This window comes from uncultured Cetobacterium sp. (assembly GCF_947038635.1).
In the GTDB taxonomy this organism is placed as follows: domain Bacteria; phylum Fusobacteriota; class Fusobacteriia; order Fusobacteriales; family Fusobacteriaceae; genus Cetobacterium_A.
In genome coordinates this window covers 1-13,638 of the sequence record NZ_CAMQXC010000054.1, presented here as the reverse complement: position 1 = coordinate 13,638, position 13,638 = coordinate 1, and the positions used below count along the sequence as shown (strand labels likewise).

General features: G+C 30.6%; 13 protein-coding genes and 1 pseudogene. 5 read left to right on the top strand and 9 right to left on the bottom strand.

Annotation, left to right across the window (positions count from 1 at the left end; all coding sequences use genetic code 11):
* From Q0V08_RS06645 to Q0V08_RS06620, 6 genes are all read right to left on the bottom strand, one after another.
* A partial coding sequence (locus Q0V08_RS06645; protein WP_297433209.1) for a hypothetical protein occupies positions 1 to 203 on the bottom strand: 203 nt, incomplete at its 3' end.
* Positions 204 to 318: 115 nt separating this feature from the next.
* Positions 319 to 1,827, bottom strand: coding sequence for a glutamate--tRNA ligase (gltX, locus tag Q0V08_RS06640; RefSeq protein ID WP_185891787.1), 1,509 nt, complete (start codon positions 1,825 to 1,827; stop codon positions 319 to 321).
* Between the two features lie 73 nt (positions 1,828 to 1,900).
* Positions 1,901 to 3,005 (bottom strand): peptide chain release factor 2 gene (gene prfB / locus Q0V08_RS06635; RefSeq protein ID WP_185891789.1). Its coding sequence is split into 2 segments (ribosomal slippage): positions 1,901 to 2,932 and positions 2,934 to 3,005, totalling 1,104 coding nucleotides; the frame shifts between segments, so codons are not numbered across the junction.
* A 19-nt stretch (positions 3,006 to 3,024) separates the two neighbouring features.
* Positions 3,025 to 3,444 (bottom strand): NAD(P)H-dependent oxidoreductase subunit E, encoded by a 420-nt coding sequence (locus Q0V08_RS06630; RefSeq protein WP_297433205.1) that lies wholly within the window; start codon positions 3,442 to 3,444, stop codon positions 3,025 to 3,027.
* Entirely contained in the window at positions 3,441 to 3,815 is a 375-nt protein-coding gene (gene acpS, locus Q0V08_RS06625) for a holo-ACP synthase (protein WP_297433211.1), read from the bottom strand. The genes Q0V08_RS06630 and acpS overlap by 4 nt, the downstream gene beginning before the upstream one ends.
* 9 nt (positions 3,816 to 3,824) lie before the next feature.
* Positions 3,825 to 4,583: a TatD family hydrolase gene (locus Q0V08_RS06620; protein WP_297433203.1), complete on the bottom strand. Its 759-nt coding sequence runs from the start codon at positions 4,581 to 4,583 to the stop codon at positions 3,825 to 3,827.
* 193 nt (positions 4,584 to 4,776) lie between these two features.
* Between Q0V08_RS06620 and Q0V08_RS06615 the strand changes: the two genes are divergently transcribed.
* From Q0V08_RS06615 to Q0V08_RS06595, 5 genes are read left to right on the top strand one after another with little or no spacing between them, the layout of a single operon-like run.
* A complete protein-coding gene (locus Q0V08_RS06615) occupies positions 4,777 to 6,384 on the top strand; it encodes a putative manganese-dependent inorganic diphosphatase (protein ID WP_297433201.1) in 1,608 nt (535 codons plus the stop codon).
* 6 nt (positions 6,385 to 6,390) lie between these two features.
* Entirely contained in the window at positions 6,391 to 8,097 is a 1,707-nt protein-coding gene (locus Q0V08_RS06610; RefSeq protein WP_297433199.1) for a YgiQ family radical SAM protein, read from the top strand.
* Positions 8,098 to 8,099: 2 nt separating this feature from the next.
* Positions 8,100 to 9,419 (top strand): ribosome biogenesis GTPase Der, encoded by a 1,320-nt coding sequence (gene der / locus Q0V08_RS06605; RefSeq protein ID WP_023051168.1) that lies wholly within the window; start codon positions 8,100 to 8,102, stop codon positions 9,417 to 9,419.
* Between the two features lie 11 nt (positions 9,420 to 9,430).
* A complete protein-coding gene (locus Q0V08_RS06600; protein ID WP_297433197.1) occupies positions 9,431 to 10,087 on the top strand; it encodes a response regulator transcription factor in 657 nt (218 codons plus the stop codon).
* Entirely contained in the window at positions 10,068 to 11,420 is a 1,353-nt protein-coding gene (locus tag Q0V08_RS06595) for a HAMP domain-containing sensor histidine kinase (RefSeq protein ID WP_297433195.1), read from the top strand. The genes Q0V08_RS06600 and Q0V08_RS06595 overlap by 20 nt, the downstream gene beginning before the upstream one ends.
* Positions 11,421 to 11,442: 22 nt before the next feature.
* Here Q0V08_RS06595 and Q0V08_RS06590 read toward each other — a convergent pair whose 3' ends face one another.
* The 3 genes and pseudogenes from Q0V08_RS06590 to Q0V08_RS06580 all read right to left on the bottom strand — a co-directional run.
* Positions 11,443 to 11,850, bottom strand: coding sequence for a F0F1 ATP synthase subunit epsilon (locus Q0V08_RS06590; RefSeq protein WP_297433193.1), 408 nt, complete (start codon positions 11,848 to 11,850; stop codon positions 11,443 to 11,445).
* A gap of 2 nt (positions 11,851 to 11,852) precedes the next feature.
* Entirely contained in the window at positions 11,853 to 13,256 is a 1,404-nt protein-coding gene (gene atpD, locus Q0V08_RS06585; protein ID WP_185891799.1) for a F0F1 ATP synthase subunit beta, read from the bottom strand.
* Between the two features lie 19 nt (positions 13,257 to 13,275).
* Positions 13,276 to 13,599: pseudogene (locus Q0V08_RS06580) on the bottom strand (FoF1 ATP synthase subunit gamma); the annotation flags it as partial.
* Positions 13,600 to 13,638 lie beyond the last annotated feature (39 nt).

Sequence of the window (13,638 nt, the reverse complement as noted above, 5' to 3'; positions counted from 1 at the left end):
TTACTTTCTAAAAGAATCGATATTATTAATAATGTAAAAAAATTTTTTTTAAATGATTCCTTAAAATTTATATTTTTAAAATCTATTTCTAATTCCTTTGTAAATTTAAAATTTTTAAAATCATTTTCAATCTCATTTTGTGCTTTTCCCAGAATTTTAAAGGCATTCATTAATAATTTGCCAAGTAAAATATGATTCTTCATAATGCCCTCCTACATTTTCAGTATTTATAAATAACTATATTACTAATTACTTTTTATTTGTATTTTTCTTTTATTTTTTGCTAAAAAAAGTGGAGTTAAAAAACTCCACTATTCATTAAATGTTATATAATTTTTTCATTCTCTCTATTCTAGCTAATGTTCTATCTCTACCAATGATAGAAACTAAGTTATAAAGATCTGCTCCCTTTGGAAGTCCAGTTAATACTGCTCTTAAAGGCATATATACCTTTCCTGGTCCCTCTCCAACTTCATCTAAAGTTTCTTTTAATAACTCTTTAGCTCTGTCAATAGAAATAGCTTCATCACACGCTGCTATTTTCTCTTGGAATAAGTTTATTGATTTCTTTCCAGTTTCATCTTGGATAACTGTATAAAGTCTTTCAATTCCTTTTACCTCTTTTTTGTCTGTTTCTTCAGTTACTACTGGTAAAGTATACTCATCTTTAAAATAAACTTCTGATTGATCTACAATTTCTTTTATAGTTTGAGCTCCCTCTCTTAAGATATCAACTACTCTAGATAAAGTATCAAACTCTTTTTCTGTTAACTCTTCACCTATTAAACCAGCATTTCTAAAGAATGGAACAGCTAATTCTGTTAACTCTTTTAAATCTTTCATTCTCATGTGTTGGTTATTTACCCATCCTAATTTAACTAAGTCAAATACAGGTCCTCCTAAAGATACCTTATCTATATCAAAATTGTCTTTAAACTCTTGAAGTGTAAATATCTCTTTATTTTCTCCAAATGAATATCCCATTAATCCTAAGAAGTTTACGATACCCTCTTTTAAGTATCCCTCTTCTCTATACCAATTTAATGATACTGGATTTTTTCTCTTAGATATCTTTGTTCTATCAGAGTTTCTAAGAAGTGGCATATGTATAAATTCTGGCTCTTGCCATCCAAATGCTTTATATAATTGAATATGTTTTGGTGTAGATGCAATCCACTCTTCAGCTCTAATTACATGAGTAATATTCATTAAATAATCATCTACAACATTTGCTAAGTGATAAGTTGGGAATCCATCGCCTTTTAATAAAACTTGATCATCTATTTTATTATTTTCAAAAACAATATCTCCTCTTAATCTATCTTTTATTATAGTTTCTCCCTCATAAGGCATTTTAAGTCTGATTACATACTCTTCACCAGCTGCTAACTTAGCCTCAATTTCCTCTTTAGAAAGAGATCTACAATGTCCATCATACCCAGGAGCTTTTCCCATAGCTTTTTGTCTTTCTCTTAACTTTTCTAATCTATCTTGAGTACAGAAGCAGTAATATGCTTCACCTTTTTCAACTAATTTATGTGCGTACTCTCCATATAAGTGGAATCTCTCTGATTGTCTATAAGGTCCTACTGGTCCTCCTACATCTGGACCTTCTGCATAATCTAATCCTAGCCATTTTAAAGCATCGAATATCATCTGCTCTGATCCCTCTGTGTATCTATTTTGGTCAGTATCCTCTATTCTTAATATAAAGTCTCCACCATTTTTATAAGCAAAAGCTAAGTTGAATAACGCAATGTAAGCTGTTCCTACGTGTGGATCTCCTGTTGGAGAAGGCGCGATTCTTGTTCTTACTCTTCTTTCCATTATAATCTCTCCCTTTTTTGTAATTTGTACCCTATATTATAATCCATATAGATAATAATTTCAAGATTACTTACTAGTTTTTATTTTTTGACCATCTTAGATACCCATTTATGAAGTCATCAATGTCTCCATCCATAACAGCTCTTATGTTTCCTGACTCCACTCCCGTTCTATGATCCTTTACCATTGTATAAGGTTGGAATACATATGATCTAATTTGATTTCCCCAACCTATATCACTTTGTTCACCTTGAATTTTTTTCAACTCTTCCTCTTTTTTCTTCATCTCAAGCTCTAAAAGTTTTGATTTTAAAAGTTTCATAGCAGTTTCTCTATTGCTTAACTGAGATCTTTCTCTTTGACAAGTTACAACTACTCCTGTTGGAATATGAGTTATTCTAACTGCTGAGTCAGTCATATTTACGTGTTGACCTCCCGCTCCTGAGGCTCTATATGTATCTATTCTTAAATCTCCTGAATCTATTGTTATCTCAACTGTATCATCAACTTCTGGCATTATATCAACAGATGCAAATGATGTATGTCTCTTTTTATTAGCATCAAAAGGTGATATTCTTACAAGTCTATGAACTCCTTTTTCACCTTTTAAATATCCATATGCTCTCGTTCCTTCAACTAAAAGAGTAATTGATTTTATTCCTACAGAATCTCCTGCCATGTAATCCATCTCTGTTACTTTAAATCCTCTAGTATTAAACCATCTCATATACATTCTATAAAGCATATCAGCCCAATCGCAAGCCTCTGTTCCTCCTGCTCCTGAATGAATTGTAACTATAGCATTATTGCTATCGTACTCTCCATCTAAAAGCATCTTAGTATCAAAGTTATCAATCATATGCATAAGTTTATTATGCTTCTCCTCTAACTCATCAGCAAAATCTTCTTCTCCCATAGAAACAAAATCTATCAAAACTTCTTCATCAAAAAACATATTCTCTATAGATTCAAACTCTTTTACAATATCTTTTTCTTCGTTCATCTCTTTTATTATTTTTCCACTAGTAAGTTTATCATTCCAAAAACCATCCTCTAGTGTTTTTTTCTCTAAAGTGGCAATCTTTTCTCTTCTACCATCTAAGTCAAAGAGACCCCCTTATAGCATCTATTTGATTTTTAAACTGGTTATATTCTCTTTTTAATTCCAAAATATCCATTAAAAACTCCTCCTAATATTTACTTTAAATTTAATAATAACTTTTCTAATTCTTCTAATGTTTTATACGAATAATACTCCTCATTAATCTTTAGAGCACTACCCTTTCCGCATCTTCCTAAACAGTGTCTCTCCTCTATTGGAAAATCAACTTCTGATTTTAATTCTACTAGTTTCTCTTTTAAACCAGGTTGAACACAATTTCTTCCTGTACAAATTTGAACATAGTTTTTAGTTCTTGCCTTTTGTAACTTAGGATAAAATTTTATTGTGCTTTCTAGTGAAAATGGAAAAATATCCATTTTTTTAGCTATATAATTTAAAACTTCATCTGGTAAATATCCTAACTCATCTACAACAAAAGATAAAACCTTATAATCATTTTTTTTATCTTCTAAATTTTCTATGTAATTATCTAACTCTTGATAAAACTCTTTCATTTTACCTCTCTTTCCATTATTATTGCAACAGCTGTTGCATACTCTTTACAATGAGATATTGATATATCTACTATAAATTTATCATTTTTATTTTCTAAATTCCCTTTTAAAGTTACCTCAGGTTTTCCTAAAGAGTTATTTAAAATCTCTATATCTACAAGATTAAACCCTCTTACTCCAGTTCCCAAAGCTTTAGATATAGCTTCTTTAGCTGAAAATCTTCCTGCATAACTCTCTACCTTATTTCCTTTTTCCTCTATTTGAGCTATCTCCTTTAATGTAAAAACCCTCTCTTTAAAACCATTTTTTTCAATAGCTTTTGATATTCTTTCTATTTCTACAATATCATTTCCTATTCCTACAAATTTCATAGCCATATTCTAACCTATTCTATATAGCTTTTTAGCATTTTCTGTAGTTATTTTTGTAACATCTTCAACACTAATCTCTTTTATTTCAGCTATTTTCTTTGCTACATATTCAACATAAATAGGTTCATTTCTTTTTCCTCTGAAAGGTTCTGGAGTTAAATATGGACAATCAGTTTCAATAACTATTCTATCTAAAGGAATATCTTTTACAACTTCAACTGCTTTTTTGCTATTTTTAAAAGTTAAAGTTCCACCAATTCCTAAGTAAAACCTATCAACTAATTGCTTTGCTGTTTCTAAAGACCCTGGATAACAGTGAATAACTCCAGTTATATTTGGATAATCTTTTAAAATATTAACAGTATCTTCCATAGCATCTCTTGTATGAATAACAACTGGTTTATTTAATCTTTCAGCAAGTTCTAATTGTCTTTTGAATCTCTCTTGCTGAATCTCTTTAGGTTCTGTCATCCAATGATAATCTAATCCTATCTCACCAATGGCTACAACCTTTGGATTTTTTCCTAAAAGCTCAAGTTCTTTTTCAACCTCTTCATCATACTCAGCTATATCAATTGGATGAACTCCTATTACAGCGTATATAAAATCATATTCTTTGGCTAACTCTAAACTTTTTTTAGAACTAACTAGGTCATATCCTATATTTACACAAAACTCTAAATTTTCTTTTATTCTTTCTATTACTTCTAATCTATCTTCATCGAATTTTTCATTGTCTAAATGACAATGTGTATCCACTAATTTCATAACTTCACCTCTTTTGAATTTTCAAAAAACTTTTAATATATTTTATCACAATAACAGTATATTTTCCAGATTCTACTACACTCTATTTAATATTTATGTTTTTTTATAAGAAAAGTAAAGATTTTGTTGTTCTATTTTCAAAAAAATGATAGAATAATAAATAGACTTATAAAGAAAAAGGAGAGTATTTTACATGGAACCAATTTTAATTTTTGGACACAGAAATCCAGATACAGATTCAATCTGTTCAGCTATTTCATTAGCTAGACTAAAAGAATTAAAAGGAGAATCTGCTCAAGCTTGTAGATTAGGAAACATTAGTAAGGAAACTGAATTTGTTTTAAAAAGCTTTAATATAGATGCACCAAAACTACTTTCAACGGTAAGTGCTCAAATATCAGATTTAACTCGTGTTGAGAAAAAAACTATTAATCATAAAGATTCATTAAGAAGAGCTTTAGAGATAATGACAGAAGAGAATTTCTCTAGTTTACCTGTTGTTAATAGTAAGAACCACTTAAGAGGAATGATTCATGTTTCGGATATTGCTAATGCTTACTTAAACATTGATTATTCTGAATTATTTTCTAAATACTATACAACTTATGAAAATTTAAAAGATGTTTTAGAGGGAGAAGTTATCAGTGGAGAATATCCATGTGGTAAAATAGAAGCTAGCTTAAAAGGTGTAAGTGAGTACAGAAACATCGCAGCTGGTGATATTGTTATTACTACTACACTACTTGATTCTATCGATGATTTAATTGACTTAGGTGTTAATATGATTATTCTTTGTTGTGATAAAGATGACGTTATTTTACCTAGAGATTCTAAAACTCCTATATTAAGAGTTAATAAATCTTTATTTAAAACAATACCATTAATATCTCAATCAGTTTCAATATTATCAATAATGAATCATGAAAAATTCTATTCATTCTCAACAGATGATTATTTAGTTGATATTAAAGATATTATGAAAGAATCTACACAAACAAACTTCCCAGTTGTTGATAAAAATGGTGAAGTTTATGGTACTATAAGAACAAAAAACTTAATCAATTTTACTAGAAAAAATGTTGTTTTAGTTGACCATAATGAAGCTGCTCAATCAGTTGCTGGTTTAAAAGATGCTAAAATAATTCAAGTTGTTGATCACCACAAGTTCGGTAACTTTGAAACGAACGAACCTGTTAAAATAAATGCCGAAACTGTTGGATGTACTTGTACAATTATCTATGGTTTATATAAAGAAGCTGGTATTGTACCACCAAAAGAGATTGCTGGTTTAATGTTAAGTGCTATTCTATCTGATACACTACTATTTAAATCTCCTACTTGTACAGAAAAAGATATCCAAGTTGTAAAAGAACTGGCTGCTATATCTGGTATAGAAAACTATGAAGCTTATGGTATGGATATGCTTATTGCAGGTACATCTCTTTCTGATAAAACTCCTGAAGAGATTTTAACTATGGATCAAAAAGAGTTCTCTATGAATGGTGTAAAGCTAGCTATTTCTCAAGTTAATACTGTTGATGTTAAAGGTGTATTAGATCAACAAGCTTCTCTTGAAAAAGCAATGGCTGAAACAAATGCTAAAAATGATTATCAATTATCTGTGCTAGTTATTACAGATATCGTTAAAGCTGGGTCTATGCTCCTTGTTGTTGGTGAGCCGACACTTGTTGAAAGAGGATTCCATACAACTTTAACTAATAATACGGCATGGGTTGATGGTGTTGTATCTAGAAAGAAACAAGTTGTTCCTTTCTTAATGGCTGCTTCTCAAGGAGTGTGATTTTAAATGTTTCTACCTACTACAATGGAAGAAGTTAAAAAATTAGGTTGGGACTCTTTAGATATAATACTTGTATCTGGAGATACCTATTTAGATACTTCTTATAACGGTACTGCTATTATCGGTAAATGGTTAGTTAAGCATGGTTTTAAAGTAGGAGTAATTGCTCAACCAGATATTAATTCTGATAAAGATATAACTAGATTAGGAGCTCCCAATTTATATTGGGCAGTTTCTGCTGGTTGTGTAGATTCAATGGTTGCTAACTATACTGCTGTAAAAAAAAGAAGAAAAAGTGACGATTTTACTCCAGGTGGAATTAATAATAAAAGACCTGACAGAGCTACTATTCAGTATACAAATCTGATTCGTCGTTTCTTTAAAAATAGTCCTGTTCCCATTGTATTAGGGGGAATAGAGGCTAGTCTTAGAAGAGTGGTTCATTATGACTATTGGAGTAACTCATTAAGACGTCCTATTATTTTTGATGCTAAAGCTGATATTCTTTCTTATGGTATGGGAGAAAAATCTATGCTTGAATTAGCTAATGCATTAAAAAATAAAACAGATTGGAAAAACATTAGAGGTATAGGTTACATTTCAAAAGAACCAAAAGAAGGCTATTTAGCTCTCCCAAGTTTTGAAGAATGTGTTGAAAAAAAAGAAAACTTTGTAAAAGCTTTCGAACTTTTCTATCATAATTGCGATCCTATAACTGCTAAGGGAATTTATCAAAAAAATGCCGATAGATATTTTATTCAAAATCCTCCTTGTGAGAATTTTACTTCTCAAGAGATGGATGATATTTATGGGTTAGATTTTGAAAGAGACGTTCATCCTTATTATAAAAAAGATGGACATGTTAAAGCTCTAGACACTATAAAATACTCTGTTACTACACATAGAGGATGTTATGGAGAGTGTAACTTCTGTGCGATTGCTGTTCATCAAGGAAGAACCGTTATTTCTAGAAGTGAAGACTCTATCGTTAAAGAGGTTACAAATATAGCTAATTCAAAAGGATTTAAAGGAAATATATCTGATGTAGGTGGTCCTACTGCTAATATGTACGGTCTTGAGTGTACTAAGAAATTAAATCATGGAGCTTGTTCTCATAAAAGATGTCTTTATCCTGAAACTTGCCCAGCTTTAAAACTTGATCATTCTAGACAAATTTCTCTTTTGAAGAAGTTAAAATCAATAGATAAAATTAAAAAAATATTTATTGCATCTGGAATTAGATATGATATGATTTTAGATGATAATAAGTCTGGTGATAGATATCTTGAAGAACTTATCAAAGACCATATTTCAGGACAGATGAAAATTGCTCCTGAGCATACAGAGGATAAAATTCTTTCTCTTATGGGAAAACAGGGAAAAAGCATTTTAAAAGAGTTTAAAAATCGTTTCTATGAACTAAATAAAAAACATGATAAAAAACAGTTTTTAACTTATTATTTAATTGCTGCTCACCCAGGGTGTAACGAAAAAGATATGTTAGATTTAAAAAGATTCGCATCCTCTGAACTAAAAATAAGTCCAGAGCAGGTACAAATTTTTACTCCTACTCCATCAACTTATTCTACACTTATGTATTATACTGAAATGAATCCACTTAACAATAAAAAAATATTTGTTGAAAAGGATAACGGTAAAAAACAAAAACAAAAAGATATTATCACTCAAACAAATAAAACTAGGAGGTATTAAAATTGAAACCTATTGTTGCAATCGTTGGAAGACCAAATGTTGGAAAATCGACACTATTTAATAAATTGGTTGGAGATAGAGTAGCTATCGTTGATGACCAACCAGGAGTTACAAGAGATAGACTATATAGAGAAACTGAGTGGGCTGGAAAAGAGTTTGTTCTAGTTGATACTGGAGGACTTGAGCCTAGAAATAATGATTTTATGATGACTAAAATAAAACAACAAGCTGAAGTTGCAATGAATGAAGCTGACGTTATTTTATTCGTTGTAGATGGTAAAAATGGTTTAAACCCATTAGATGAAGAGGTTGCTTACCTTTTAAGAAAAAAGAAAAAACCTGTTATCCTTTGTGTTAATAAAATTGATAATTTCCAAGCTCAACAAGATGATGTTTATGATTTCTGGGGATTAGGATTTGAGCATTTAATTCCTATTTCAGGAGAGCATAAAGTAAACCTTGGAGACATGTTAGATTTAGTAGTAGATATTATTGATCAAACAGTTGAAGAGTATGAAGAGGAAGAGGGTCTTAAATTAGCTATTATCGGTAGACCAAATGCTGGAAAGTCATCTCTTGTTAATAGATTATCAGGAGAAGAAAGAACTATTGTTAGTAATATAGCTGGTACTACTAGAGATGCTATTGATACGGCTATTGAATTTGATGGTAACAGATACATCCTTATAGACACTGCTGGTATCAGAAGAAAATCTAAAGTTGAAGAAAGTTTAGAGTACTATTCTGTTTTAAGAGCTATTAAAACTATAAAAAGAGCGGATGTATGTATTTGGATGATTGATGGAAGCGAAGGATTAACTGAGCAAGATAAAAGAATTGCTGGTATTGCTTATGAAGAGAAAAAGCCAATTATCATAGTTATAAATAAATGGGATACTATTCCAGATAAGAAAAATGATACTATGAAAAAGATGAGAGAAGAGCTTTACGCTGAATTACCATTCTTATCTTATGCACCAATTGAATTCGTATCAGCTTTAACAGGACAAAGAACAACTAAGTTATTAGAGCATGCAGAAGCTGTATTTGCTGAATATAATAAGAGAATCTCAACTGGATTATTAAACACTGTTATAAGTGATGCTATCATCATGAATAATCCACCTACAAGAAAAGGTAGAGTAGTTAAAATAAATTATGCTACACAAATCTCTACTGCACCACCTAGATTTGTTCTTTTCTGTAACTACCCTGAGTTGGTTCACTTCTCGTATGGTAGATATATTGAAAATAAATTAAGAGAATCTTTTGGATTTGAAGGTACTCCTATTGACGTTATTTTTGAACACAAAAATAGCTAAGGATTTAAATTATGAAGAAAGTTCTTATTGTTGAAGATGAAAAATCACTTGCTACAGTTATTTCAGACTCTTTAAAAAATGAGGGATTTGAAACTGTTATAGCTTACAGAGGTGATGAAGCAATTGATTATTTCTATAAAGAGAAACCTGATCTTATATTATTAGACATAAATCTTCCAGGTATGAACGGATGGGAGATTTGTAAAAAATTGAAGGCATTGTCTCAAATACCTATAATTATGGTTACTGCTAGAGATAGTGAGTTTGATGAAATTAAAGGACTTGAATTAGGAGCAGATGACTATATAACAAAGCCATTTACTCCTAAGCTTCTCATTATTAAGTTAAAAAAATTATTTAAACTTAGTAATGATACATTTTTTAAAATTGGAGATATCACTTTTGACTTTAATACTTTTAAGCTTGATACTCCTGAAGAGAGTAATATTCTTCCTCGAAGAGAAGCACAGCTTTTAGAGTTCTTTTTAAGAAATCAAAATATAATTTTTTCTCGTGAAACTTTACTTAATGAAGTTTGGGGATTTGAATTTTTTGGTGACGAGAGAGCAGTAGATACTATTGTCAAACGATTAAGAAAAAAACTTGGAAGTTGTGATAACTATATTAAAAGTGTAAGAGGAGTTGGTTATGTCTTTAAAACAGATTAATTTCCCAATAAAACTGAACTTCTTTAAAAAACTATTCCTATTAACAATAGGGATAGTTTTTTTAACTATAATTACCAGTTTTATTTTTAACTCTTTTTTTCTAGATAAATTTTATATTTACAGAAAAAAACAAAGTATTATTGAAATTAGAAATAATATTGTTAAACTAGTCGATGATAGAGATAAGCTTGAAAATTATATCTATTTTGCTGAAGATAACTTTGGAGTTAAAATTGATTTAAATTTTATGCAGAATAATCGTTCACATATGAATAACAATAAAAAAATTTATAACTCTTTAAAATTAAATGAATCGATATTTAAAATAGGTGAGGCTGATGGTACATCTGGAGTTATGTTTATTCGTTATTATGAAAAATTAAATAATGGTTATATGTTAAGCATTCGAAGCTCCATGGCTGTTATTGCAAAACATATTCATGATATTTTTCTTTTTAATATTTTTACTGCTTTTTTCTCTTTATTTGTAAGCGGTATTCTTGTATCAATATTTTCAAAAAAAATAAATAAAAATATCATGTACTTAAAAAATAGTGCTAAAAAAATTGCCAGATTAGAATATCCAGATAGTATTCAATTATCTAGTGGTGATGAGCTTGAAGAACTCGCTCAAAGTTTAAATGAGATGTCTAAAGAGCTATCTTTTGCTATTGAAAATTTAAAACTTTTTGTTTCTAATGCATCTCATGAACTAAAAACACCAATTTCAGTTCTTTGTCTATATTCTCAAGCATTAGCTCGAGATAATGTTCCTAGTGAAAGAAAAAAAGAATATTATAAAACTATGCTTGAAAAATCTTTAGAAATGAGGACTTTAACAGAGAGCTTATTAACTCTTTCTAAAATAAATTCTCCTGATTATAAATTGATAACACAACAAATAAATTTAGAAAATATGATTAAAAATTCATTAGAACAATTTGATTATATTGAATTTGAAAAAAATATTAATGTTATTACTAACTTTTCAAATGTAGAGGTAAGTGGTGACTATAATTTATTAAAAATTGCTATAAATAATTTAGTTCAAAATATGTTAAAATATTCCCCTGATGAATCTGATGTAGAAATATTTTTAGAGAACGACACTCTTATTTTTAAAAATATTATCACCACTGAGATTACCAAAAAAACTACTGATTTATTTGAACCTTTTCAAAGAGGAGAAAATGCTTTAGATAAAAATACTGAGGGAAGTGGTCTTGGATTATCTTTAGTTAAAAAGATTTTAGAGTTACATCGACTTAACTTCGATTTAAAAATTGAAAATAATTATTTTATATTTAAAATTTTAATAAAAAAACCCGATTAGAAATTCTAATCGGGTCATTTTTTTATAACATTTTTTCTGCTAATTTAACTTTAGTTAATGCTTGAGTTAATGTCTTTTGAACATTAGCGATATCAATATCCTCAGCTATTTTTTCTAACTTTTCTTTAGCAATTTGAGCTTCTTTTCTTGCAGCTTCTAGATCTATATCTTTAACATCCATAGCTTCATCTGCTAGAATTGTCACAATATTATCAGAGATTTCTACAAATCCACCTGAAACATAGTAAAACTTTTCTTGCCCATTATTTCTAACTTTCATCTCTCCAGTAGCTAATCCAGCAACAAAAGGTGAGTGGTTAGGTAATATACCCATATCTCCCTCTGTTGTTCTTAGCATAACAAAGTTTACCTCTTCAGATAATATCTTTGATAATGGAGTTACTAGCTCTAGCTTAAAAGAGTTTGCCATAATTACTCAGCTCCCTTCATAAGGTCTCTTCCCTTAGCTATTGCCTCCTCAATTGTTCCAACATAAAGGAATGCTTGTTCAGGAAGAGCATCGTGCTTACCTTCGATAATCTCTTTGAAAGCTCTTATTGTCTCTTTTACTGGAACATATTTCCCTTCCATTCCTGTAAATTGCTCAGCAACTGAGAATGGTTGTGAGAAGAATCTCTCGATTTTTCTTGCTCTAGAAACTGTTTGTTTATCTTCGTCAGATAACTCGTCCATTCCTAGGATTGCAATGATATCTTGAAGTTCTTTATATCTTTGTAATATCTCTTGAACCTGTCTAGCAACCGTATAGTGCTCGTTTCCAACTATTGCTGGATCTAGCGCTTTTGAAGTTGAATCTAGAGGGTCAACTGCTGGATATATTCCTAGAGATGCAATTCTTCTTGAAAGAACTGTTGTAGCATCTAAGTGAGCGAATGTAGTCGCTGGTGCTGGGTCAGTAAGGTCATCCGCTGGTACGTAAACAGCTTGAACTGACGTTATTGATCCTGACTTAGTTGATGTAATTCTCTCTTGTAATTTACCCATTTCTGAAGCTAGTGTTGGTTGGTATCCAACTGCTGAAGGTATTCTTCCTAATAGGGCAGAAACTTCCGCTCCAGCTTGAGTAAATCTGAATATGTTATCTATAAATAGAAGAACGTCTTGTCCCTCTTTATCTCTAAAGTTTTCCGCTACTGTTAGTCCAGTAAGAGCAACTCTTAATCTTGCTCCAGGCGGCTCATTCATCTGTCCATATACTAGAGATGTTTTATCAATAACTCCTGATTCTCTCATCTCATCATATAAGTCTCTTCCTTCTCTTGTTCTTTCTCCAACACCTGCGAATACAGATAATCCTCCGTGTCCTTTAGCAATGTTGTTGATAAGCTCCATTATTAGAACTGTTTTTCCTACTCCAGCTCCTCCAAATAGACCTATTTTTCCACCTTTGATGTATGGTGCAAGAAGGTCAATTACCTTAATTCCAGTTTCGAATATTTCTACTTCTGTTCCTTGCTCATCAAAGTTTGGAGCTTCTCTATGTATAGGTAAATGCTCCTCTGTTGTTACTGGTCCAGCTTCGTCAACTGGCTCTCCTAAAACATTTAGAATTCTTCCTAAAACAGCTTTTCCTACTGGAACTGTTATAGCTGATCCTGTATCTATTACTTCCATTCCTCTTTGTAGACCCTCAGTAGCGTCCATTGCTACTGTTCTTACAACGTTATTTCCTAGGTGTTGCTGAACCTCAAGAACTAACTCTTTTCCGTCTTCACCTTTTACTTTTAAAGCGTTGTAAATTCCAGGCAATCTATCATTGAACATAACGTCTACAACAGGACCTATTATTTGGGTAAGGGTACCTTTGTTTTCCACTATTGCCTCCTCATTATTCTTAATTTAACGCTGCTGCTCCACCAACAATTTCAGATATCTCTTGAGTTATTGACGCTTGTCTTCTTCTATTATATTCTAAAGTTAATCCCTTTATCATATCTTCAGCGTTATCCGTTGCACTTTTCATTGCATTTTTTCTTGCAGAATGCTCACTTGCAGTATTATCTAATAAAGCTTTATATAACTCTATATTTAGATACTTTGGTAATAAAGATGATAAAATCTCTTCTGGAGACGGCTCAAATATATAAGCTTTATTCTCACTTCCCTCAGCTCTTTCTATAGGAATTAATTTACTTACTGTTAGATCACTTACTAAAGCTTACCAATTGGGAACATTGAATCTATAGCTAAAATACCT

Coding starts and splice junctions, on each gene's coding strand:
- gltX (WP_185891787.1), bottom strand. CDS start 1,827: ATGGAAAGAAGAGTAAGAACAAGAATCGCGCCTTCTCCAACAGGAGAT.
- Q0V08_RS06630 (WP_297433205.1), bottom strand. CDS start 3,444: ATGAAAGAGTTTTATCAAGAGTTAGATAATTACATAGAAAATTTAGAA.
- acpS (WP_297433211.1), bottom strand. CDS start 3,815: ATGAAATTTGTAGGAATAGGAAATGATATTGTAGAAATAGAAAGAATA.
- Q0V08_RS06620 (WP_297433203.1), bottom strand. CDS start 4,583: ATGAAATTAGTGGATACACATTGTCATTTAGACAATGAAAAATTCGAT.
- Q0V08_RS06615 (WP_297433201.1), top strand. CDS start 4,777: ATGGAACCAATTTTAATTTTTGGACACAGAAATCCAGATACAGATTCA.
- Q0V08_RS06610 (WP_297433199.1), top strand. CDS start 6,391: ATGTTTCTACCTACTACAATGGAAGAAGTTAAAAAATTAGGTTGGGAC.
- Q0V08_RS06600 (WP_297433197.1), top strand. CDS start 9,431: ATGAAGAAAGTTCTTATTGTTGAAGATGAAAAATCACTTGCTACAGTT.
- Q0V08_RS06595 (WP_297433195.1), top strand. CDS start 10,068: ATGTCTTTAAAACAGATTAATTTCCCAATAAAACTGAACTTCTTTAAA.
- Q0V08_RS06590 (WP_297433193.1), bottom strand. CDS start 11,850: ATGGCAAACTCTTTTAAGCTAGAGCTAGTAACTCCATTATCAAAGATA.